At 63.1% G+C, this 21,763-nt stretch carries 27 protein-coding genes; 16 read left to right on the top strand and 11 right to left on the bottom strand.

The window, feature by feature from the left end; translation table 11 throughout:
- Nucleotides 1-22 precede the first annotated feature (22 nt).
- Together JOY50_RS05840 and JOY50_RS05835 are read left to right on the top strand one after the other, a co-directional pair.
- Nucleotides 23-568 carry a cupin domain-containing protein gene (locus tag JOY50_RS05840; RefSeq protein WP_028613796.1) on the top strand — a complete coding sequence of 182 codons (546 nt, stop codon included), beginning with the start codon at nucleotides 23-25 and terminating at the stop codon, nucleotides 566-568.
- Nucleotides 569-570: 2 nt separating this feature from the next.
- Nucleotides 571-870, top strand: a complete 300-nt coding sequence (locus tag JOY50_RS05835) for a hypothetical protein (protein WP_192902519.1) — start codon at nucleotides 571-573, stop codon at nucleotides 868-870.
- On the opposite strand, the gene JOY50_RS05830 is transcribed toward JOY50_RS05835, so the two are convergent.
- A complete protein-coding gene (locus JOY50_RS05830) occupies nucleotides 843-1,457 on the bottom strand; it encodes a 2-hydroxychromene-2-carboxylate isomerase (RefSeq protein ID WP_132840430.1) in 615 nt (204 codons plus the stop codon). The genes JOY50_RS05835 and JOY50_RS05830 overlap by 28 nt on opposite strands.
- Before the next feature lie 30 nt (nucleotides 1,458-1,487).
- Nucleotides 1,488-2,219, bottom strand: a complete 732-nt coding sequence (locus JOY50_RS05825; protein WP_132840428.1) for an SDR family oxidoreductase — start codon at nucleotides 2,217-2,219, stop codon at nucleotides 1,488-1,490.
- Between the two features lie 89 nt (nucleotides 2,220-2,308).
- On the opposite strand from JOY50_RS05825, the gene JOY50_RS05820 reads away from it, so the two are divergent.
- Both JOY50_RS05820 and JOY50_RS05815 read left to right on the top strand, forming a co-directional pair.
- Nucleotides 2,309-2,872, top strand: coding sequence for a TetR/AcrR family transcriptional regulator (locus JOY50_RS05820; protein ID WP_132840426.1), 564 nt, complete (start codon nucleotides 2,309-2,311; stop codon nucleotides 2,870-2,872).
- The gene (locus tag JOY50_RS05815; RefSeq protein ID WP_138737127.1) at nucleotides 2,859-3,452 is read left to right on the top strand and encodes a DUF4157 domain-containing protein; all 594 of its coding nucleotides are present in this window, start codon (nucleotides 2,859-2,861) and stop codon (nucleotides 3,450-3,452) included. Before JOY50_RS05820 ends, JOY50_RS05815 begins: the two co-directional genes overlap by 14 nt.
- A gap of 40 nt (nucleotides 3,453-3,492) precedes the next feature.
- Here JOY50_RS05815 and JOY50_RS05810 read toward each other — a convergent pair whose 3' ends face one another.
- Nucleotides 3,493-4,485, bottom strand: coding sequence for a bile acid:sodium symporter family protein (locus JOY50_RS05810; protein ID WP_028613790.1), 993 nt, complete (start codon nucleotides 4,483-4,485; stop codon nucleotides 3,493-3,495).
- A gap of 119 nt (nucleotides 4,486-4,604) precedes the next feature.
- Between JOY50_RS05810 and ampC the strand changes: the two genes are divergently transcribed.
- Entirely contained in the window at nucleotides 4,605-5,747 is a 1,143-nt protein-coding gene (ampC, locus tag JOY50_RS05805) for a class C beta-lactamase (RefSeq protein ID WP_132840422.1), read from the top strand.
- Nucleotides 5,748-6,047: 300 nt separating this feature from the next.
- A complete protein-coding gene (locus JOY50_RS05800; RefSeq protein ID WP_132840420.1) occupies nucleotides 6,048-6,380 on the top strand; it encodes a hypothetical protein in 333 nt (110 codons plus the stop codon).
- Between the two features lie 46 nt (nucleotides 6,381-6,426).
- Here the strand turns inward: JOY50_RS05800 and JOY50_RS05795 are convergent, their stop codons facing one another.
- From JOY50_RS05795 to JOY50_RS05775, 5 genes are all read right to left on the bottom strand, one after another.
- Nucleotides 6,427-6,738, bottom strand: coding sequence for a hypothetical protein (locus tag JOY50_RS05795; protein WP_028613788.1), 312 nt, complete (start codon nucleotides 6,736-6,738; stop codon nucleotides 6,427-6,429).
- 142 nt (nucleotides 6,739-6,880) lie between these two features.
- Nucleotides 6,881-7,069: a hypothetical protein gene (locus tag JOY50_RS05790; protein WP_003253897.1), complete on the bottom strand. Its 189-nt coding sequence runs from the start codon at nucleotides 7,067-7,069 to the stop codon at nucleotides 6,881-6,883.
- Between the two features lie 138 nt (nucleotides 7,070-7,207).
- Nucleotides 7,208-7,528: a YbjQ family protein gene (locus JOY50_RS05785; protein WP_016500011.1), complete on the bottom strand. Its 321-nt coding sequence runs from the start codon at nucleotides 7,526-7,528 to the stop codon at nucleotides 7,208-7,210.
- A gap of 69 nt (nucleotides 7,529-7,597) precedes the next feature.
- Entirely contained in the window at nucleotides 7,598-8,482 is an 885-nt protein-coding gene (locus JOY50_RS05780; protein WP_028613787.1) for an EamA family transporter, read from the bottom strand.
- A 181-nt stretch (nucleotides 8,483-8,663) separates the two neighbouring features.
- Nucleotides 8,664-9,707, bottom strand: coding sequence for an ABC transporter substrate-binding protein (locus JOY50_RS05775; protein WP_243054907.1), 1,044 nt, complete (start codon nucleotides 9,705-9,707; stop codon nucleotides 8,664-8,666).
- A 177-nt stretch (nucleotides 9,708-9,884) separates the two neighbouring features.
- Between JOY50_RS05775 and JOY50_RS05770 the strand changes: the two genes are divergently transcribed.
- The 3 genes from JOY50_RS05770 (at nucleotide 9,885) to JOY50_RS05760 (ending at nucleotide 13,760) form a co-directional block, all read left to right on the top strand.
- The gene (locus JOY50_RS05770; RefSeq protein ID WP_132840415.1) at nucleotides 9,885-11,837 is read left to right on the top strand and encodes an FAD-dependent oxidoreductase; all 1,953 of its coding nucleotides are present in this window, start codon (nucleotides 9,885-9,887) and stop codon (nucleotides 11,835-11,837) included.
- Nucleotides 11,838-11,876: 39 nt separating this feature from the next.
- Nucleotides 11,877-12,476, top strand: coding sequence for a helix-turn-helix domain-containing protein (locus JOY50_RS05765; RefSeq protein WP_138737129.1), 600 nt, complete (start codon nucleotides 11,877-11,879; stop codon nucleotides 12,474-12,476).
- An 81-nt stretch (nucleotides 12,477-12,557) separates the two neighbouring features.
- The gene (locus JOY50_RS05760) at nucleotides 12,558-13,760 is read left to right on the top strand and encodes an NAD(P)/FAD-dependent oxidoreductase (RefSeq protein ID WP_132840407.1); all 1,203 of its coding nucleotides are present in this window, start codon (nucleotides 12,558-12,560) and stop codon (nucleotides 13,758-13,760) included.
- 119 nt (nucleotides 13,761-13,879) lie between these two features.
- On the opposite strand, the gene JOY50_RS05755 is transcribed toward JOY50_RS05760, so the two are convergent.
- On the bottom strand, nucleotides 13,880-14,491 hold the full coding sequence (locus tag JOY50_RS05755; protein ID WP_016500018.1) for an FMN-dependent NADH-azoreductase: 612 nt from the start codon (nucleotides 14,489-14,491) through the stop codon (nucleotides 13,880-13,882).
- A gap of 133 nt (nucleotides 14,492-14,624) precedes the next feature.
- Between JOY50_RS05755 and JOY50_RS05750 the strand changes: the two genes are divergently transcribed.
- Together JOY50_RS05750 and JOY50_RS05745 are read left to right on the top strand one after the other, a co-directional pair.
- Nucleotides 14,625-15,527, top strand: a complete 903-nt coding sequence (locus JOY50_RS05750) for a LysR substrate-binding domain-containing protein (RefSeq protein ID WP_059395505.1) — start codon at nucleotides 14,625-14,627, stop codon at nucleotides 15,525-15,527.
- The gene (locus JOY50_RS05745; RefSeq protein ID WP_138737130.1) at nucleotides 15,520-15,879 is read left to right on the top strand and encodes an MmcQ/YjbR family DNA-binding protein; all 360 of its coding nucleotides are present in this window, start codon (nucleotides 15,520-15,522) and stop codon (nucleotides 15,877-15,879) included. The genes JOY50_RS05750 and JOY50_RS05745 overlap by 8 nt, the downstream gene beginning before the upstream one ends.
- 120 nt (nucleotides 15,880-15,999) lie before the next feature.
- Here the strand turns inward: JOY50_RS05745 and JOY50_RS05740 are convergent, their stop codons facing one another.
- Together JOY50_RS05740 and JOY50_RS05735 are read right to left on the bottom strand one after the other, a co-directional pair.
- The gene (locus JOY50_RS05740; protein ID WP_132840403.1) at nucleotides 16,000-16,413 is read right to left on the bottom strand and encodes a DUF1294 domain-containing protein; all 414 of its coding nucleotides are present in this window, start codon (nucleotides 16,411-16,413) and stop codon (nucleotides 16,000-16,002) included.
- Nucleotides 16,406-17,236 carry an undecaprenyl-diphosphate phosphatase gene (locus JOY50_RS05735; protein WP_132840400.1) on the bottom strand — a complete coding sequence of 277 codons (831 nt, stop codon included), beginning with the start codon at nucleotides 17,234-17,236 and terminating at the stop codon, nucleotides 16,406-16,408. Before JOY50_RS05735 ends, JOY50_RS05740 begins: the two co-directional genes overlap by 8 nt.
- A gap of 300 nt (nucleotides 17,237-17,536) precedes the next feature.
- Here JOY50_RS05735 and mcpP point away from each other — a divergent pair, with 300 nt between their 5' ends.
- The 5 genes from mcpP to JOY50_RS05710 all read left to right on the top strand — a co-directional run bounded on the left by mcpP (nucleotide 17,537) and on the right by JOY50_RS05710 (nucleotide 21,723).
- Nucleotides 17,537-19,171, top strand: a complete 1,635-nt coding sequence (gene mcpP / locus JOY50_RS05730; protein WP_138737131.1) for a methyl-accepting chemotaxis protein McpP — start codon at nucleotides 17,537-17,539, stop codon at nucleotides 19,169-19,171.
- A 101-nt stretch (nucleotides 19,172-19,272) separates the two neighbouring features.
- Entirely contained in the window at nucleotides 19,273-19,839 is a 567-nt protein-coding gene (gene pnuC / locus JOY50_RS05725; protein WP_132840392.1) for a nicotinamide riboside transporter PnuC, read from the top strand.
- Complete coding sequence (locus JOY50_RS05720) at nucleotides 19,836-20,405, top strand: AAA family ATPase (protein ID WP_243054906.1); 570 nt, start codon at nucleotides 19,836-19,838, stop codon at nucleotides 20,403-20,405. The genes pnuC and JOY50_RS05720 overlap by 4 nt, the downstream gene beginning before the upstream one ends.
- Nucleotides 20,406-20,702: 297 nt before the next feature.
- Nucleotides 20,703-21,143, top strand: coding sequence for a hypothetical protein (locus JOY50_RS05715; protein ID WP_028613763.1), 441 nt, complete (start codon nucleotides 20,703-20,705; stop codon nucleotides 21,141-21,143).
- A 1-nt stretch (nucleotide 21,144) separates the two neighbouring features.
- The gene (locus tag JOY50_RS05710; RefSeq protein ID WP_132840381.1) at nucleotides 21,145-21,723 is read left to right on the top strand and encodes an adhesin; all 579 of its coding nucleotides are present in this window, start codon (nucleotides 21,145-21,147) and stop codon (nucleotides 21,721-21,723) included.
- The last annotated feature ends 40 nt before the right edge of the window (nucleotides 21,724-21,763 follow it).

The raw sequence follows: 21,763 nt of genomic DNA, 5'->3' as shown, positions 1-21,763 counted from the left end.
CACCTCTGATTACAAGGCGGCTATGGACACGGGGACGCGACTCAAACTGGTGCGTGAACGCAACAACCTCTCCCAACGGGAACTGGCCCGCCGCAGCGGGCTGACCAATTCGACGATCTCGCAGATCGAGCAGAATCGCGTCAGCCCTTCGGTCAGCTCCCTGAAAAAACTGCTCGAAGGCATTCCCATGAGCCTGGCGGAGTTCTTCAGCTTCGACGAGCCGGTGCGTGAAGAACGCTTTGTGTTCCGCGGCGGCGAGCAGCCAGATCTGGGCCGTAACGGCCTGCGCATGCTGCTGGTCGGTGCCAGTGTCGAGGGCCGCCAGATGCGCATGCTGCGCGAACTGTACGCACCGGGTGCAGACTCGGGCGAGCCGATCGTGCATGCCGAGGGCGAAGAATGTGGCCTGGTCACCCGGGGCACCGTGGAGTTGTGGGTCGATGGCCAGGTTAGCGTGCTCAACTCGGGCGACGGCTACTACATCCCCACTACCCTGCCACACAGCTTCAAGAACATCGGCCAGGACGAGGCCGAGATCATCAGCGCCAATACGCCGGCGAATTTCTGATCTTGACGCGCAGCGCTTCGCTGAACACCCGGGCCATCTATCAGAGCCTGCGCAACGCGGCCCTTGGCGTATATCACCTTGAGGTGAGTGCACGGCGCAAAGGCGGCTTGGTCGATGTCGACATCCAAGGCTGGCATTTGACGCTGGCCCTCGATGCCGAAGGCCTGGCGCATTGCATCAGTTGCCGCTGCCCAGAAGGCCAGCAGGCCGGGATCGAGGCGTGGCAGCGCTACGGCACCAACCCGGTCGACCTGCTAAGCCTGTGGGAACGCACTCAGCTCGAGAAATTGCTGGCACCCTGACTTAGCGCTTGCTCGACAAAGTCCAGACGGTCCTGCCCAAAGAACATTGCCTCACCGACAAAGCACGTCGGCGCGCCAAATACCCCGCGTTCGACGGCCACCTCGGTGGCCTGCTTGAGCGCTGCTTTCACTTCAGGGTCAGCCGCCAGCGCGTGAAACGCCTGCGGGTCGAACCCTGCCTGGCTCAGTGTTTCGTCCAGAACGGCGCTGTCGCTCAGGTTGCGGCGCTGCACCCACAGCCCATTGAACAGCACCGTCAGCAACGCCTCCAACCGCTCCGGCGAGCGCAACTGGGTACCCATTACCCCGCGCATCAAGGTCAAGGTATTGACCGGAAACCCCGGTGGCAGCCCGAATGGCACCCCATAGCGCGCGGCAAAGCGTGCCAGGTCCGTGAACATGTAGCGCCCCTTGGCCGGGACCATGGCCGGCGAAGCATTGCCGGTAGCCTGGAACACCCCGCCCAGCAGCATGGGCCACATATACAGCGTGGCACCCTGGCGGGCACACAGGCCCGGGAGTTGAGTCCAGGCCAGGTAGCTGGCCGGGCTGCCCAGGTCAAAATAGAAATCGACAGTCTTGTGCATGGTTACGGTCCTTTGCTTGGTGACAGGGGCTTACCAGCGTTCCATCCAGGGACGCAGGTCCAGCTCGAACGTCCAGGCGTCTCGCGGCTGGGCGTGCAGGAACCAGTAGCTGTCGGCAATGTGCGCCGGGGCCAGGATGCCATCCTGGTCCTTGAGGGCATAGCGCTCGGGGAAGCTGTCGCGGATGAAGGCAGTATCGATGGCCCCGTCCACCACCACATGCGCGACATGGATATTCCGTGGCCCCAACTCTCGCGCCATGCTCTGGGCCAAGGCGCGTAAGCCGTGCTTGGCCCCGGCGAAAGCCGCGAAACCTGCCGCCCCCCGGGTGCCAGCGGTGGCGCCGGTGAACAGGATCGTGCCGCGCTCACGCTGGACCATGCGCCGGGCAACCGCCTGAGCGCTAAGAAAGCCGGCGAAGCAGGCCATTTCCCAGATCTTGAAGTACTTGCGCGGGGTTTCCTCAAGGATGCTGCAGGGCACATTGGCGCCGATATTGAAAACAAACGCCTCGATCGGGCCGATATCGCGCTCGATAGTCTCGACCAGCGCTGCCACCTCCTCCTCCTTGCGCGCATCGGCGCCAAAACCATGGGCCTGGCCGCCAGCGGCGCGGATTTCCTCCAGCAGCGGTTGCAGCTTTTCTGCCTGCCGCCGCGTCACGCAGGCAATGTAGCCCTCCCGGGCAAAGCGCTTGGCAATCTCGCCACCGGTGGCGTCGCCCGCACCGATCACCAGCACTACTTTTTGTTGTTCTGACATGCCTGCCTCCATTGGTGAATGATCGTTTAGTAAACGAACGCTATGTTATGATCCCCGTCATCGTCAAGCCCGCCTGCAGAGGCAAGTGAATGCGTTATTCCAACGAACACAAGCAGCAGACCCGCGAACGTTTGCTGAGCAGCAGTGGCGCGCTGGCCAAGCGTGGGGGCTTTTCCAGCACTGGCGTCGCCGGGCTGATGAAGGCAATCGGCCTGACCGGCGGCGCCTTTTACAACCACTTCCCTTCCAAGGACGACCTGTTTACCGAGGTGGTACGCCAGGAGCTCCACAACAGCCCGCTGGCCCGCCTGGCCAACCAGGGCGCCAGCCGCGAACGCCTGCGCCGCTGCCTGCAGCAGTACCTGAGCCTGGCTCACCTGCACAATGCCGAAAGCGGCTGCCCGCTGCCGCCGCTGGGCGTGGAAATCGCCCGGGCCGCAGCGCCGGTGCGCGAAGAGGCCGAGCACTGGCTGGTCGAACTGCACCAGGCCTGGAGCGCAACACTGGAAGATGATCAACTGGCCTGGGTGCTGATCAGCCAGTGCGTAGGTGCGTTGATGGTCGGGCGCATGCTGGCCACTGAGCGCGTGCAGTCGCAGGTGCTGGACGCAAGCCGCCAGTTTGTCGAAAAGGCCTTGCATGAAGCGGATTAGCCTGCTGCTGGGCCTGACCCTGGCGCTGCCCTCGCTTGCCGAACAAGCGTGCCCACCGGGGCAATACCAAGTGTGCCTGATGGGCTGTTTTTGTGCGCCGATTGACCCTGGGCAAGCGGGCCAGATTCTCAAGGATGTGGAGGTCATGGCCTCGTCCAGCCTGACGTTTGCTTTACGCCAGGCCCGGGATGAGGCCACCGCCAGCGGCGTCGAGCCCATCCCGCTGCATATCCGTGCGCAACTCGAACCCTGGTACGACTTTGCCGTGCTCGATGCGGTGCGCTTCCGGGTGGGTGACGAACAGCAAATGAGCGCAGCCAACGCGCTGCTGCAGAACCCCGACGTAAACGCCGTGACGCTGATCGACACGATCATCTTCCGCCGGGCCAGCGATGCCGAGGACAACGTGGCCCTGTGGGCCCACGAGCTCAAGCATGTGCAGCAGTACCAGGAGCTGGGCGTGGAGGAATTTGCCCGACGCTATACGCGCAACTATGACGACCTGGAGGGGCCGGCCTACAAGATCGAGGCCGAAGTCGGCAAGGCGCTGCGCGAACGCGCTTCGGGGCAGGCCCACTGATATCAGTTACTACGCGATCCCTGTGCAGGAGCGCATGCGCTCAGGACGCCGCCGAAGCCTCTTCAGCGTCCTGCTCACGGCTGGCATAACGCTGCGCCAGCACCGCGCAGACCATCAGCTGGATCTGATGGAACAGCATCAGCGGCAGGATCATCGCGCCAATACCACTGCCCACGAACAACACCTGGGCCATGGGCACACCCGTCGCCAGGCTTTTCTTGGAGCCGGCAAACAGGATGGTGATGCGGTCCTCAAGGTCGAAGCCCAATGCCTTGCCAAGCACACGGGTGCCAAACAGCACCACCGCCAGCAGAATCCCGCACACGGCGAACAAACCGGCCAGGTGCTGCGGCGATACCGTGTGCCACAACCCAGTGACCACGGCTTCGCTGAAGGCGGTATACACCACCAGCAGGATCGAACCCTGGTCCACCACCTTGAGCCAGCGCGCATTGCGCTTGACCCAGGCGCCGATCCAACGCCGCGCGATCTGCCCGGCAACGAACGGCACCAGCAGTTGCAGGGTGATCTTCAGCACGGCATCCAGACCCGAACCGGTGTCACCACTGGCGCCCAGCAACATCATCACCAGCAAAGGGGTCAGGAAGATGCCCAGCAGGCTGGACGCCGCCGCGCTGCAAATAGCTGCTGGCACGTTACCGCGGGCCAGGGAGGTGAAGGCGATGGCCGACTGCACCGTGGCCGGCAAGGCGCACAGGTAGAGCACGCCCAGGTACAACTCGTTGCCTACCAGCGGCACGAACAGCGGCTTGAACGCCAGGCCAAGCAGCGGGAACATCACGAACGTGCAAGAGAACACCAGCAGGTGCAGGCGCCAGTGCCCGGCACCGGCAATGATCGCCTCACGCGACAGCTTGGCGCCATGCAGGAAGAACAGCAGGCCGATGGCCAGGTTGGTCAGCCAACCGAAATACACCGCACCGTCGCCCGAGCAAGGCAGCACGGTGGCGATCAGGACCACCCCGAGCAAAGCCAGGGTGAAATTGTCGAATAACATCCGCAAATACTTCATCACAGGGTCCGTCTTGTCATTGTGCAAGGGCAGACGATAAGGTCTACGGCTCTTCGGCGCTAACGCCGGAACCCCCATCGGTATCGCTCAACGGACACGTTCCGCAAAAGGACCCGCTCATGCCCCTCTCCCGCCCGGCCGCGCTAGCGGCTGTCATCGCACTGGCTCTGGGCCACACCGGCGCCCAGGCCAACGACCAATTACAGGCCAAGGTCGACCAGATCATCCGCCCGTTGATGCAGGAGCAAGGTATCAGCGGGATGGCCGTGGCGATCTACGCCCGCGACCACGCGCACTATTTCAGCTATGGCGTGGCCAGCAAGGCCGACAAGGTGCCCGTCAGCCGAGACACGCTGTTCGAGATCGGTTCGCTGAGCAAGACCTACACCGCCACCCTGGTCGCCCTGGCCAGCGCCGAGGGCAAGCTCGACCTTGAAGCCCCGGCCAAGCGCTATCATCCTGCACTTGCCGGGGCGCCCATAGGCGACGCGACGGTGCTGGAACTGGGCGCCTACAGTGCCGACTGCCTGCCCTTGCAGTTCCCCGATGCGGTGCAGACACCGCAGCAGGTCGTCGATTTCTTCCGCCATTGGCAACCCCGCGCCAAGCCCGGCACCCAGCGCTGCTATTCGAACCCCAGCCTTGGGCTGTTCGGTGACCTGGCCGCCCGCGCGCAGCATCAACCGTTTTCGACGCTGATGACCGAGGGCCTGCTGGCTAAAATGGGCCTGAAAAACACCTACCTGCACGTTCCGGCCAGTGCTCAGGGGCTTTACGCCCAAGGATACGACGCCGCCGACAAACCGGTGCGCGTCTCCCCCGGCCCCTACGCCGACGAGGCCTACGGCATCAAGACCAGCGCCAGCGACCTGCTGCAGTACGTGCGGCTGCACATGCAGCCACAGGGCCTGCCACCGGCAGTGTCGACAGCAACCGCCATCACCCAGCAGGGCTACTTCCAGGTCGGCGCCATGACTCAGGGCCTGGGCTGGGAGCGCTACCCCTACCCCGTCACGCTGGGCACATTGGTAGATGGCAACAGCGCGCGGTTGATCCGTGAACCCCAAGTAACCACGCGCTTGCAACCGGCCCTGCCGCCGCTGCCGGCAGCCTGGTACAACAAGACCGGCGCAACCAACGGGTTCGGTGCATACGCCGCTTTTGTGCCCAGTGAACAGCTGGCAGTGGTGCTGCTGGCCAATCGAAATTACCCGAACGAAGCACGGGTTCGTGCAGCCTTCGAGTTACTGTCCGGGCTGTAGTGTGAGCAGCGATTGTCGAACAAAAAGACAGAAATGTAGTGAGTAAAAATATTCACTACAAAATGATTGACGCCGCTCATCGCCCTTGGGCATGATGAAGCCGTCTCCCTGATCGGGAGCGGTGGCAAGGGTGTTCCAGACGGCTTGCGCGGTAACGCAGGCCGTCCGTGGAGAGGGATCTGTCCAAAAGGCAGCGTGAGAAAGCCCCTGTTGCGATGCTGCTGTAGCAGCGTTGGTAGTGCGCTACACCGTGTTAGCGCCAACTGTGAAAATCACCTACGAATGGGTAATGGGGGCTTTATGATGAACTTGAACAACAATCCGACTATCGATGAACTGGCGCAGCTGTTCGCCGTACGTAAGGACAGCCTTGACGACCACTTGCTGTGGGTCAGCCAAACCGGTGAGGTGCGGCTCGACCGCCTGCCACCGAACACGATCGAAGATGAATTTGAAGAGCACCTGCCCAGCATGCGTGCCCGCTTCAAGGTCTACCGCCGTGGCCAAGGCTACGTCGGCAAGAAGGCCGCCGCCGACACCGAGTTCGTTGGCCGCGTCCTGCAGACCCTACAACAAGAATGGCCCGCCGCCCGTGAGCGGCAGGCAGTCAAGGTGATCGAACCGCTCAACTGAGGGTTCTCACCCTTAACCAAGCCCGGCCCGCATAGGCCGGGCTTTTTCATGCCTGGCGCCGCTGGCGGCGGGTTTGCGGCAATGGCAAGGCCCCGGTAGCCATCGCACGGGCCCGGTCGACACCCCACACCAGGGCGCGGGTCATGGTCTCCCCTGGCCGCGCAGGGTAGTACTCCTCCAGCAATGCCCGCCCATCCCCGGCATACAACCCTAGAAACAGCTGGGTCGCCCCCAAACGTGACAAGCGCACCTGCACATCCAGCGTGGTGCCGTCACTGAGGACTTCGTCGTGGCTGCGGCTGTGCAAATGGGCGTCGGCCCACTGCCAATAAGTCTGTTCCCTGACTCGCATGAGCATTCAATCCTCCGTCGCTGGAATGCCACGACAGAAAACCACAACCACAGCCAGCCGGCGAGCGCTACCCGGCATTGCCATGAGGCGGATCAACAAAGCGCAATAAAAACCCCGCCATTGGGCGGGGTTATGTACTGGGGCGGGATCACTTCTTCAGCGGAACCCGCGGCATGAAGCGGCCTTTTTTACTGCGCTGCAGGTGTGCAGGCTGGAGCTGTTCGGAATCATCCAGCGTCATGTGGGCGAATCCCAGGCGGAAGGCCGCCTGGCCGCAGCGCACTTGGCTGTTGATGGGGAACGCATCGTTCAGGTCTTCGAAAAAGGATTCGCTCATGCCCTGTCTCCCTCCAGTGGCAGTCGCGCCGGCAACCAGAAGAGTCGCCCAGAAAACGCGGCCTGTGAAAAAGAGACTAGCCGGTCATTTGCGGACCGCCCGGACAAGAGCCATGCAGCCGACCAGTGGCAGACCGTTCTACTTCAGGCGCACCGCCGTGCCAGTGGCAAATACCACCACCATGCCACCCTGCACCGACGGCATGCTGATCTCGAAATCCACGCCCACTACCGCGTCGGCGCGCAACTGGAGTGCCCGCGCCTTGAGTTCTTCGGTGGCCTGCTCGCGTGCTTCACGCAGGGCGCTTTCCAAGGTTTGCGAGCGGCCGCCGAAAAAGTCGCGAAAACGCGCAAAGAAATCGCGTACGAAGTTGATGCCCTGCACCGATTCGGAGCTGACCACGCCCAGGTATTCGGCAATCGGGCGCCCTTCGAGCTGGCTGGTGGTGGAAATGATCATGAAAGCGCTCCGTCGGCCTGGATAAAGAGGCCGATTCTAACAGAGCGCCGAGCAGCCTATTTGCGCGCTTTACGCGCTGACTGCCCGCAACCTTTGCCCGATACGCGCGCCGAACACGTTCACCAGCAACCCCGCCATCACCAGCAAGGCACCCCAGCCCTGGATGGCGGTCAGGCGTTCGCCTAGCAACAGCGCCGACGAACTCAAGCCAATCACGGGTACCAGCAGCGAGAACGGCGCCACCTTGCCGGCCGGGTGGCGCGACAGCAGCTTGCTCCACAGGCTGTAGCCGAGCATGGTGGCGACAAAGGCCAGGTACACCAGGGCCAGCACCGAGCTCCAGCTGATGTTGGCCAGGGCATGGGCAATGCGCTCAGGCCCTTCCAGCCACCAGGACAACGCCAGGAACGGCAGTGGCGGTATCAGCCCGCCCCAGATCACCAACGCCACCAGGTCAACCGAGCCAAATCGCCGGGTGATGATGTTGCCCATGCCCCACATGGCACCGCCGCACAGGGTCAGCACCAGCGCCAGCAGGGGTACATGGCCGCCATCTTCGCTACCAATCAACGCCAGGCCGCTGGCCGCTACCAGCAGCCCCAGCACACTGGCCAGGCGCAGCCGTTCACCGAGGAACAGTGCAGCGAACCCCAGCGTGAAGAATGCCTGCGACTGCAGGATCAGCGAGGCCAGCCCGGGCGGCATGCCGCTGTACATGGCCTGGAACAGGAAGGCGAACTGCCCCAGCGAAATCGTCGCGCCGTAGGCAATCAACCAGCGCCAGGGCAGTTTCGGCCGCTTGACCAGCAAGATTGCCGGAAACGCCACCAACAAGAAGCGCAGCGCCCCCAGCAACATCGGCGGCAAGCCATCGAGGCCTACCTTGATGACTACGAAGTTGACTCCCCAGGCGACGATCACCACCAGGGCGATGAGCAGGTCCTTGAGCGGCATTGCGACTTCCTTCTACAGGCTTTTTGGACATATTTCGTTACAGCATAAGGCTATTCCTCAAAAGCGGACCAGCACAGTTATGCCCCAGGGTTGCACAACAGTGACTGTTACTGACCTCCAGTACGGGCTCAACTACAGGAGAACATATGTACTCCCTATGTATAGACGAAGTGCCCTGAAGCTACTTGCTCGCCCAGGCATTGAAGCGTTGCTCCAGCTCTTCGCCATGGTCGACCCAGAATTCCACATTCATCGCCAGCGCCCCTTGCAGGTTCTGCGGCGAAGTCGGCACCCAACGGGCCAAGGCCGGGTCAAGTTTGGCAGCGGCCTGGGTATTGGTCGGCCCATAAGGAATCTGCTGTACATACCGCACCTGGGTATCCGGCTGGTTGGCATAGGCAATCAGCCGCTTGGCCTGGTCGACATGCCGCGAGCCTTTGATGATGGCCCAGTAGTCCATGCCATACAGGCTTCCAGGCCATACCACGGCCAGCGGGCTGCCCTGCTGCGCCGCCACGGCGATGCGCCCGCTGTAGGTCGACGTCATTACCACATCACCCGCAGCCAGCCACTGCGCAGGTTGGGCACCGGCGTCCCACCACTGGACATAGGGTTTGAGTTCGCTGAGCTTGGCAAAAGCACGTTCAACCCCGGCCGGCGTCGACAGCACCTTATAGACGTCCTCCACCTTCACCCCATCCGCCAGCAGCGCGAACTCCAGGTTGTACACCGCACGCTTGCGCAAGCCGCGCTTGCCCGGGTACTTGTTCACGTCCCAGAAGTCGGCCCACGAGGCCGGTGCCTGCGCCAACTTATTGCGGTCGTAGGCGATGGCCACGCTCCACACCAGCGCAGCCGAACCGCAGTCCTGAGCTGCGTCGGGGATCAGCTCGGCGGCGTGGCCCAGGCGCTGCCAGTCGAGGTGTTCGTAGACACCCTCATCACAGCCGCGCATCAAGTCCGGCCCCTCGATCTGGACCACGTCCCAGTCGACGTTGCCGGTGTCGGCCATCACCTGGATCCGCGCCATCTCGCCGTTGTATTCGCTCTGGATCAGCTTGCTGCCATCCTGGGCACTGAAGGGCTTGAAGATTGCCTCGTCCTGGGCCTTCTGGCCGGCGCCGCCATAGCCCACCACGACCATCTGCGGCGCGGCTTGCGCACTGCCCAGGCCAATGGCCAGCAACATTGCGCAGAGGCCAGGAACACGTGGTAATACCTGCATCGAAGTTTCCTCCTGCCGGTGCCCGAAGGGCCCGTTTTCTTGTTGTTGTGAGGTCACGCCCTCGCGCTGAGGGTGATGAAAACCTAGTCGCGCCCTAGTAAAAAAACAAGTTGATTTTTTACTGGCGCTACACTTTCATAAACAAAACAAGAACAACACCGCACCGGAGCCGCCTGTATGCAAACCGCCTTCCCTCACCTGTTCGAAGCTTTGCAGATCCGCGGCAAGCGCTTGAAGAACCGCATCATGTCCACCGGCCACGACACCTGCCTGCCCACCGACAACCTGGTCAACGACAAGCTGATTGCCTACCAGCGCGACCGCGCAGCCGGTGGCGTAGGCTTGATCGTGCTGCAGGTTGCGGGTGTGCATGACAGCGCCCGCTACACCTCGCATGTGCTCATGGCCACCGACGATGCCTGCATCGACGGCTACCGGCAGCTTGCCGAGGCCTGCCATGCACACGGCACCGTGGTGCTGTCGCAACTGTTTCACCCCGGCCGGGAGATCATGGAATCGGCGGACGGCCTGCTGACGGTTGCCTACTCCGCGTCTTCAGTACCCAACGAACGCTTCCGGGTGATGCCACGCGCACTGGACCAGCCGATGATCGACGACATTGTCCAGGGCTACGCCAGTGCGGCCCGCCGCCTGCACCAGGCCGGGCTGGATGGCGTCGAAGTAGTGGCCAGCCATGGCTACCTGCCCGCGCAGTTCCTCAACCCGCGGGTGAACCTGCGCAGCGACGGCTACAACGGCGAACTGGAACAGCGCCTGAGGTTCCTGCGCGAGGTGTTGGCCGCCGTGCGCGCCGCCACCGACGAGCAGTTCATTATCGGCCTGCGCATCAGCGCCGACGAGCGCGACAGCCAAGGGTTGAGCGAGGATGAGTCGCTGGCCGCTGCGGTTGCCCTGCAGGGCCAGCTCGACTACCTGCACATCGTCGCTGGCACCTCGGCCTCCCTGGGCGGCGCCGTGCACATCGTCCCGCCCATGGCCATCGAGCCGGCCTACCTGGCCCGAGCAGCTGGCACCTTCAAGCAACAGCTGGCCATTCCGTTGTTCGTGACCGGGCGCATCAACCAGCCCCAGGAAGCCGAACTGATCCTGGCCCGCGGCCAGGCCGATGTCTGCGGCATGACCCGCGCACTGATCTGTGACCCGCTGATGCCGAACAAGACCGAACGCGGCCAGGTCGAAGATGTACGCGCCTGTATCGCCTGCAACCAGGCCTGCATCGGCCACTTCCATCGTGGCTTGGCCATTTCCTGCATCCAGCGGCCGGAAACCGGCCGAGAATTACAATATGGGCAGCTGACGCCCACCACCAAGCCCAAACGAATCCTCGTCGCTGGTGGCGGGCCCGCCGGCATGAAGGCCGCCGCCGTGGCCGCCGCCCGTGGGCACCAGGTAACGCTGTACGAGGCCGGCCCGCAGCTCGGTGGCCAGGTGCTGCTGGCCCAATTGCTACCGCGGCGCAGCGAGTTCGGCGGCGCCAGCACCAACCTGCAACGGGAAATGGCCCTGGCCGGTGTGGAAGTCGTGCGCAACACCCGGGTCGACCGCGCCCTGGTCGAGCGCGAACGCCCCGACCTGGTCATTGCCGCTACCGGCGCTACCCCCTATTGGCCAGCGTTCGAGCGCAGCGGCGAGCTGCAGGTGGTGGACGCCTGGCAAGTACTGCGCAACGAAGTGAAGCTGGGGCGTTCGGTGCTGGTGATCGACTGGCGCTGCGACTGGATCGGCCCTGGCATCGCCGAACGCCTGGTGCGCGAGGGGCACCAGGTGCAGTTGGCAGTCAACGGTACCCACTGCGGTGAAAACCTGCCGCTGTACGTGCGTGATCAGCTGGCCGGCGAGCTGCATCGCCTGGGCATCCCCATCACCCCTTATGCGCGCCTGTATGGCAGCGACGACAACACGGTGTACCTGCAACATACCGCCAGCGGCGAGCCGATGATCTTCGAGGGCATCGACACCTTGGTGCTGTGCATGGGCCATCAGCCGGAAGACAGCCTGGCCAGCGAGCTGGCCGGCCTGGTAGAAGTGCGGCGCGTTGGCGACTGCCTGGCACCACGCACCGCCGAAGAAGCGATTCACGACGGCTTGACGGTTGCCTGGTCGCTCTGAGGCTGTACATACTGCGGCTTTTGCGATGGACCGACGCGCATGAGCCAACTCCCCCAGCCCCCCGCCAGCGACGCCGGGGGCGCCGCGCCGCAGTTCCTGGGCACGCGCATCCGCGGCCTGCGCAAGCGCCGCGGCATGACCCTGGCGGAGCTGGCCGCGCACAGTGAACTGACCGCCGGTTACATCAGCCAACTGGAGCGCAACCTTTCCTACCCGTCGATCCCGGCGCTGTTCAACATCGCCCGCAGCCTGGGTGTGACCATCCAGTGGTTCTTCGCCAGCGAAGCCATCACTGCACCAGAGGACCAGGGCTATGTGGTGCGGCGCAACAGCCGCCTGAGCGTGCACTATGAAGATGGCATCGTCGATCAGCTGCTCACCCCCCAGCCCAACCGCCAGCTGGAGATCCTGCACTCACGCTTCCCCCCTGGCACCTACAGCCAGCAAAGCTACAGCCATGAAGGCGAAGAAGCCGGCTATATCCTCAGCGGCAGCTTCGAGCTTTGGGTGGGTGAACGGCACTTCCAGCTGGGTGAAGGCGACAGTTTCAGCTTCTCGAGCCAGGAGCCCCACCGCTACGGCAACCCCGGTGAGGTGGATGCCGTGGTGATCTGGGTGATCACGCCGCCAACATTCTGAAGCACTCCTGCAGGCGTTGGTAACACCGTTGGCCTGCAATACGGTCTACCTTGTCCACCGAACTTGAAAAGGAGCACAACCATGAAGCAGATCCTGATCATTGGCGCGGGCTTTGCCGGCCTGTGGAGCGCACTCAGCGCCATCCGCCAGCTTGACCTCAACGGTAGCAAGGAGGTCGAGGTCACCTTGCTCGCCCCCCAGGCCGAACTGCATGTGCGCCCGCGCTTCTACGAGCCCGACGTTCACACCATGGCCGCGCCGCTGCAGGACCTGCTCGATGCCGTCAACGTTCGCTTTGTGCAAGGCACGGCATTCCACATCGACGAAGCGGCCCGTCGGGTCAGCTACCGCACCCGCAGCGGCACACAGTGCGCCCTGCCCTACGACCGCCTGATCATGGCCTGCGGCAGTGTGCTCAACCGGCCTGACATGGTCGGTATCGAGCAGGTTTTCGACGTCGACAAGATCGACAGCGCTGCGCGCCTGGAAGCCCACCTCAAGTCGTTGGCCAGCCTGCCCGACACGCCCGCGCGCAATACCGTGGTGGTAGCCGGGGGCGGCTTTACCGGCATCGAGACTGCCACCGAGCTGCCGGCACGGCTCCGGGAAATCCTCGGTGAAGATACAGCGTTGCGTGTGGTAGTCATCGATCGCGGCGCCAGGGTGGGTGCAGCGTTGGGAGACGGCATTCGCCCGGCCATCGAACAGGCTTGCGAGGCGCTGGGTGTCGAATGGGTCAGCGGTGCCACGGTGGCTGCGGTGGACGCAGCCGGCGTATCGCTGGACAACGGCCAGCGCATCGACGCCAGTACGGTGGTATGGACGGTGGGCTTCAAGGCCAACCCGCTCACCGAACAGATCAGCGGCGAGCGCGACCGCCAGGGGCGCTTGCATGTTGATGGCAACCTGAAGGTCAAGGGCAATGATGCGGTGTACGCGGCGGGTGATGCGGCCTACGCCGCCTGTGACGAGCTGGGCAATTACGCAGTGATGTCCTGCCAGCATGCGATTCCGCTGGGGCGCTATGCGGGCAACAATGCCGCTGCCGAGCTGATCGGCGTGGCACCCATGCCCTACAGCCAGCCCAAGTACGTGACTTGCCTGGACCTGGGAGCCTGGGGCGCGGTGTATACCGAAGGGTGGGAACGTGCGGTGTCACCACCGGAGGACAAAGCCGAGGCCAAGGCGCTGAAGGCGCAGATCAACACAGTATGGATCTACCCGCCAGCGGCGGATCGCGCTGCGGCTTTGGCGGCTGCCGACCCAACCATCCCGGTCGCCTGAAACGGCATCATCGCCGGCAAGCCAGCTCCCACAGGTACCGCGCATGACTCGAAGTCGATGCGTACGGTGTGGGAGCTGGCTTGCCGGCGATGAGGCCATGACAGACCAGCTACCGAGGATCAGGCAGCGGCAAACAGCTCGTTGGCAATCTGCGCCTGGGCAGCATCAATTGCCTGGCTCCGGTGTTCCGGGCCATAAGCCAGGCCATGGGCGCGAACGATTTCCAGGTCGGTGACACCGATAAAGCCCAGGAACACTTTCAGGAAGTCTTCATGCCCGGCGCCAGTCGGCTGGCCAGCGTGCAGGCCACCGGCGGTGGACACCAGCACCACTTTCTTGTTGCCGCACAGGCCTTCGGGGCCCGCTTCGGTGTAGCGGAAGGTCTTGCCGGCAACGGCAACGCGGTCGATCCAGGCCTTGAGCTGGGTCGGCACGGTGAAGTTGTACATCGGCGCACCAATCACCACGGCATCAGCGGCCAGGAACTCTTCCAGGGTTTCCGCGCTCAGCTTGGCTTCGAACGCCTGGGCCGCATCGCGCACGTCTTCAGGGGTACCTGCGGCCACCAGGGTGGCGGCAGAGAAGTGCGCGATGGCGTCGGCGGCCAGGTCGCGGTACACCACCTCCACGCTCGGGTCGGCAGCCTTCCAGGCTTCGACCACTTCACGGCTCAGCTGGCGGGAGGCGGAATTGTCGCCCAGGATGCTCGAATCGATATGCAACAGTTTCATGGGACTCTCCAGTGATTGAAGACCGCAGCGGTGGGCGATCACGATGGAGAGAATCCTACCGGGATGAGTAATGGCTGATAAGTCGCTAAAAATGCGCTAGTTTGTCCCACAGATGGAACAGTGAGACATTCCCATGCAAGACCTCAACGACCTTTTCTACTTTGCCCGCGTGGTCGAAGCCGGCGGTTTCGCTGCAGCCGGGCGTCAGTTGGGCATCCCCAAGTCGCGCCTGTCACGGCGTATTGCCGAACTGGAAGAACGCCTGGGCACCCGCCTGCTGCAACGCACCACACGGCAACTGAAACTCACGGCGGTGGGCGAGCGCTACCTGCACCACTGCCAGGCCATGCTGCTGGAAGCCGAAGCCGCCGATGAAGCCGTAGCCAGCATGAGCAGCGAGCCGCGCGGGCGCTTGCGGGTGTCTTGCCCTGTAGCGTTGGCGCATGCCTTCCTGCCGGATGTGATCAGCCGCTTCCTCGCCCAGTACCCGTTGGTGCAGCTGGACATGGTGCTGCTCAACCGCCGCGTCGACCTGATTTCCGAAGGCATCGACGTTGCGCTGCGCGTACGGGACCTGGGCGACGAAGACCCGGCCCTGGTTACTCGCCGCCTGCGTCAGGCGCAGATGCAACTGGTGGCCGCGCCCGGTTTCGCCGACCACATCCGCGAACCGGGTGAGCTGGCGTCACTGCCGGTACTGGGCGCCGCCGAGGCAGACCGGTTAGTACACTTCCGCCTGTTCGGCCCGCATGGTAAGCAGCAGGAAATCGCCCTGGAACCGCGCTTGGCCATCGACGATTTCGTAGTACGTAATGCCGCTGTACGGGCTGGACTCGGATTCACCGCCTTGCCCAGCATGTTTTGTGAAGAAGAACTGGAACGCGGCGAACTGGTGCGCCTGCTACCAGACTGGTCACTGCCAGGCGGCTATCTGCAGGCGGTGTACCCGCATCGGCGCGGTGTACTGCCCGCGGTGCGGGTATGGATCGATCACCTGGCGGCATCATTCGAGGCCTGTGGAGAGCGGTATGTCTGATAGGAAGATGAGCGAAGCCCAGGTGGCAGCGTTTTGCCTGAGCCTGCCGGGTGCACGGGAAGACTACAAATGGGGAGGGGTCCGGGTGTTCTCGGTGGCGGGCAACAAGATGTTTGCGGTGCTCGACCTGGCGGGTGCGGGGCTGTCGTTCAAAGTGGCCGATGAGCTGTTTCTCGGCTACTGCGACCGCCCAGGGGTGCGGCCTGCGCCGTATCTGGCGCGGGCGCGGTGGATCAGCATGGCGCTGCCCTACCCCATGGGGCGTGATGAGCTGTGTGATTTGTTGCAGCGCTCGCACCAGCTGGTGGTGCGGCGATTGCCCAAGCGGTTGCAGGTGGGTTTGTTGATCTAGTCAGCCTGTACCGGCCTCTTCGCGGGCTTGCCCGCTCCCACAGAGCCACCACAGACTTGAAGACTTGCACTGTACCTGTGGGAGCGGGCAAGCCCGCGAAGAGGCCGGTACAGGTAAATATCAATTGAAGGGCAGATAACGCCCCTCAAAAAACAGCCAGTCCGCCCAGAACACCTGGTGCACCAGCACAATCCCCCAGAACACCAACTGGTACGAAACCTTGCGGGTCTTGTGCCGAAACAGCTGTTGTGCCAGCAAGGCCCCAGGCCAGCCACCCAGTAATTCACTGGCGTGCAGCACTTTCTCGGGTGTACGCCAAGCCTGCGTCCGCGCCTGCTGTTTATCCCGCCAATACAGCAACAGGCTGACCAGGCTCATTGCCGGGTACAGCGCCAACGGCCACCAGGCCTGATCGTTCCAGGCCAGGCGCCCCGCCCCCAAGCCGGGTAACAGGCAAAGCAAGCACAACAGCAGCAGTTTGAGGCGCACATTACGCACGCCTTCCGCCCGTTGCCCGCGCAGCGCCTCAGCCATGTGCTGTAGACCAGTCAACCCAGCCGAACTGCCAGGTCGCCAGAATCAGCAGGCCGAAAACGATGCGATACCAGGCAAATGCCGCGTAGCTGTGGTTGGCAATGAACTTGAGCAGCGCACGCACAGCGATCATGGCGAAAATGAACGAAGTCACGAAACCAATGGCAAACACCGGCAAGTCACTGGGCTGGAACAGGTCGCGGTACTTGTAGCCCGAGTACACCGCCGCACCAACCATGGTAGGCATCGCCAGAAAGAACGAAAACTCGGTCGCCGCCTTGCGCGACAAGCCGAACAGCAGGCCACCGATAATGGTCGAGCCGGAGCGCGAAGTGCCCGGAATCATCGCCAGGCACTGAACGAAACCGATTTTCAGCGCATGGCTCCAGCGCATGTCGTCCACATGGTCCACCTGCACGCTGTGCTCGCGACGCTCGGCCCAGAGCATGATGATGCCACCCACCACCAGTGCCGCCGCCACGGTGACCGGGTTGAACAGGTACTCATGTATCAGGTCGGCGAACAGCACGCCCAGCACCACCGCAGGCATGAACGCCAACAGCAGGTTGCCGGTGAAACGCCGCGCCTTGGGCTGGCTGGTGAGGCCGAATACCACTTCGAGAATCTTGCCGCGAAACTCCCACACCACTGCCAGGATCGCCGCCAGCTGAATGATGATGTTGAAAGCCATGGCCCGTTCGCCGCCAAACCCTATCAAGTCGGCGACGATAATCTGGTGCCCGGTACTGGAGATCGGCAGAAACTCCGTCAGCCCTTCGACCACGCCTAAGATGATTGCCTGGAAGGCAGTCCAAAAATCCATCATTCCCCCGGATGGAGCGCTGCTTGTTGCACGCCCCTTGTTCTTGATTTGCTTGAAATTGCCGCACGCGGCCCGGCTGTTTTACAGCGACTGTTGGGCGCAACGCCAGTGGAAAAGTTCACGGCTGCTAAAGGTTTCATCTTGCGCGGCCGAAATCCTAGCAGAGTGCCTTTGCATTCGCTTCACGCGACCTGCTGCAGAGTACTACGAAGATAGCACTTAGCCATTAGTCGAGTGGGGGCCTGCCGCAAAGCATGCTTGGATGCACCTCGATAACAAGAACAATGCGGGAGCTCGTGGATGAAGACCCTCAGATTGATGTCGATCAGCCGTCGCTTGTGGCTGATCCTTGTGGTGGCAGTGGCCATGCTGGTGGTACTGGGCCTGTTGATGCTCCGCCAGATCCACGGTGACCTGTACCAGGCCAAGGCGGAGAAGACTCGCCACGTGGTGCAGACCGCGGCCGGTGTACTGGCCTATTACCAGGGTCTGGAGGCGGCCGGCGCACTCAGCCGCGAAGCCGCCCAGCAACAGGCGCTGCAAGTGGTGCGAGCCCTGCGCTACGACCACGGCGACTACTTCTGGATCAACGACCTGGGGCCGAAGATGATCATGCATCCGGCCAATCCCAAACTCGACGGCCAGGACCTCTCGGCCATCCGCGACCCCGACGGCTTTGCCGTGTTCAACGAGATGGTCGCATTGGCCCGGCAGCAGGACGCCGGGCCGGTCAACTACCGCTGGCCCAAGCCCGGCGCCAGCGAGCCGGTGGCCAAGACTTCCTATATACAGCTGTTCAAGCCATGGGGCTGGATCATCGGTTCGGGCGTGTACGTCGATGATGTGCAGGCTGAATTCGCCCGCCAGCTGCGCGACGCCTCGCTGGTGGGTGTGGGCATTGCCCTGCTGATGGCGCTGGTGGTCATGCTGATTGCCCGCAGCATCGCCCGCCCGTTGCAGCAGGCCGTGCAGGCCATGAGCAACATCGCCAGCGGCGAGAGCGACCTGACTCGGCGCCTGGATACGCATGGCCGTGACGAAATCACCCGCCTGGGTGAACACTTCAATCGCTTCAACGGCAAGCTCCAAGGGGTGGTTGGCCAGTTGCAAGGCGCCGCCCACGCATTGGCCCAATCCGCCGGGCACGTTGGTGACAATGCGGGGGCTGCACAACAGCGCAGTGCCCAGCAATCGCTGCAAATGGACCAAGTGGCCACTGCCGTGAACGAGGTGACGTACGCCGTGCAGGACGTGGCCAAGACCGCCGAACAGGCCGCCGGGGAAATGCGCACTGCACAGCAACAGGTGACGCACGGCCAGCAGGCTATCCACGGTAGCCTGGCGCAGATCGATCGGCTATCGCTGACCATCGACCAGGCCGTGCAGGTGATTCGCGACCTGGCCGGGCACAGCACGCGCATCGGCGGCGTGCTGGATGTCATCCGTTCCATCGCCGAACAGACCAACCTGTTGGCGCTGAACGCGGCCATCGAGGCGGCGCGGGCCGGCGAACAAGGCCGCGGCTTTGCCGTGGTCGCCGACGAGGTGCGTTTGCTGGCCCAGCGCACAGCCCAATCGACGGCCGAGATCCATACCATGATCGCGCACCTGCAAAGCCAGTCGGACGCGGCGGTCAAGGCCATCGACACCAGCAGCGAAGCCTCGCGCCAGACCGTCGAGCAAGCCCGCGAGGCCGGCGCCAGCCTGGATGCCATCAACCAGGCGCTGAACAACCTCACCGCCTTGAATGCATCCATCGCCAGTGCCACCTTGCAGCAGGCGCACGTGGTCGAAGAGATCAACCGTAACGTGCTGGATACCGCCGGGCTGTCCCAGCAGACCGCTGACGCGGCGCGCCAATCCAGTGATGCCGGGGTGGCGCTGGGGCAGTTGAGCGAGGAGCTGGAACAATTGCTGCGGCAGTTCCGGGTCTAGCCTTTGGACATCGACGCGGCCGCTCCCACAATGTGCGCTACACCTTGGCCCAATGACCCGCTACAATCTCGCCCCTTCCCCGTAGCCTCCAAGGATCGCCGATGTCCGGCCTTGAATTCATCGCCGCCGTCCTCGGCGTCACCGCTGTCTGGCTAACGGTCAAGCAGAACGCCTGGTGCTGGCCGATTGGCCTGGTCATGGTGCTGATCTATGGCTGGTTGTTCTTCGAAGTGAAGCTGTACTCGGGCATGCTGCTGCAACTGGCCTACGCCATCCTGCAACTGTACGGCTGGTGGCAATGGAAGCGCCCAGGCCACGCTGAAGACGCCCGCCAGGTCTCCCGGCTGCAACGCCCGGCACTGCTCAGTAGCCTGGCTGCCGGGCTGCTGTTGAGCGCAGCCCTGGGTGGGGCCATGGCCAACTGGACCGATGCCGCCCTGCCCTGGCTGGATGCCACCCTCACCGGCTTCAGCCTGGTAGCGCAACTGTGGATGGCCCAAAAGCGCCTGCAATGCTGGCCGCTGTGGGTAGTGGTGGACATCGTCTATGTTGGCCAGTACCTGCACCAGCAGCTGTATTTCACCGCAGGCTTCTTCGCCGTGCTTACCCTGATTGCCGTGCGCGGCTGGCTGGAATGGCGCCGTGACCCGGCGTTGGTGCAGCCATGAGCGCAGAACAGGCCATGAAGGTACTGGTGCTGTGCGGCCCCGAATCCAGCGGCAAAAGCTGGCTCAGTGGCGTGATTCAGGCGCATTTCGGCGGCGTGGTGGTGGCCGAGTACGTACGCCACTTCATCGACCAGGAGTGCCGCGATACCTGCTACGCCGATATCCCCACCATCGCCCGAGGCCAGTTGGCCTGGGAGGATCGAGCCCGCGAGCTGGCGCCACCGCTGCTGATCCTCGACACCCACCTGCTCAGCAACATGCTCTGGAGCCGCGCCTTGTTCGATGACTGCCCGCCCTGGCTGGAACAGGCATTGCTTGCACGGCGTTACGACCTGCACCTGCTGCTCAGCCCGCAAGGCGTGGACTGGGTCGCCGATGGCCAGCGCAGCCAGCCCGACCTCAACGAACGCCAACGGTTTTTCGACGACAGCCTGGCCTGGCTGAAGCGGCACGAACAGGCCCACCAGATACTTGGGGGCAATTGGCCGCAGCGCCAATTGCTGGCCTTGCAAGCGGTTGCTACACTGCTTAATAGCCATGCGCCAGCATGCCCCACCGAGTGTTAAGCCTCTGAGACACACCGCTGGGGCAAAGCCCCCGAAAATGCGGGGGTTTCCCCCGCATCGGGGTCACTGTCAAGCCAGTGAAACACCCCTGCAAAAACCCTTCCAGTCATAGCCACTGCTGGCTTTGCCAGTAGTACCGGCGGCTACCTGTATCAACCCTGAGACAGAATACGCCGCAGATTCTCACCCGTTTGCTTTAACCCATTGATCTGCAAACGCTTCTCAAAAGCGGCACACCTTCTGCTCTGTTGTTCGCATCGCTGAACAGGGCCAGCGCTCAAAGAAGGAGTTGCCGTCGTGAGGAAAAGTGACAAGCGCCTCTATCACCTCGTACTGGTGGGTTGTGTAATGGGGTCACTGAGCCTGACGGCCCAGGCGGACAACGGGATCATCATCATCAAGCGCGACGTGCAGGTGCGCAACGCGACGATACCGCCCCTTATTCCTGACCCGAGCCCAACCACGGTAAATGCCAACCCTTCTGCCTACGTGCTCAAACAGACCAACGAGCTGAGCGATGGCGACTTCGCCAGCATCAGCAGTGGCGCCGGCATCAGCAACATGATCACCCAGCAGACCAACAACCTGGGCGGCAACCTCGGCAATCAGAACCAACTGCCCAACCTGTCGGGTGGTCGGGGCACGGGGGGATCGGGTAACGGGATCGCGAACATGGTCAACTCAAGTGTTCAGCGCGGGCTCGCTCCGTTGCAGATCCTGACTGGCGGGGGCAAGTGAGATGAAGCACATGCTGCTGATTCTGGCCACCCTGTGCAGTGCGCCAGCCCTCGCCGACTCACTGGTTCCCGTGATCAATAACGCCAACATCGACAGCTCCGGCAGCCGCTATCAGGGCAACCTCTCTGTCAACCAGGCGGCAGGCGACAAGCAGCAACAGGTCAACGCGCGCGCCATCGCCGTGGGGCCTGAAGCAAACGCCAGCACGCAGATCCGGCAACGGCTGAATACGCCGGCCGACCCCACGATGGATGCCCGCTCGACCATTCAGGGCAACGCCTTCAGCAACGGCAGTGGCGCACTGGGGGTCAACCAGAGCGCCGGTGCCAATACCCAGCAAGCCAACGCCCTGAGCATCAGCCTCAGTGCGCAACCGCAAAGCATCGACGACAGCGTCCTCCTGCAACAGAACGTGGCGCTGATCAACAACTCCGGAGCAACTGACATTCCAGCCGGCTATCGCCAGGTCACCACCAGTGACCAGGCATTCACCGGTAGCCGTGGGGTGATCCAGTTGAACCAGAGTGCCGGGGTGGGAAACCGCATGGCCAACACCTTGAGCATCCGGGTCGCAGATTGACCCAATCAGTTAAGAACAACACTTAACCTAATAAAGTACG

It is taken from the genome of Pseudomonas sp. BP01 (assembly GCF_022760795.1).
GTDB classification, from domain to species: Bacteria; Pseudomonadota; Gammaproteobacteria; order Pseudomonadales; family Pseudomonadaceae; genus Aquipseudomonas; species Aquipseudomonas putida_Q.
This window is presented reverse-complemented; position numbering and strand designations above follow the sequence as displayed.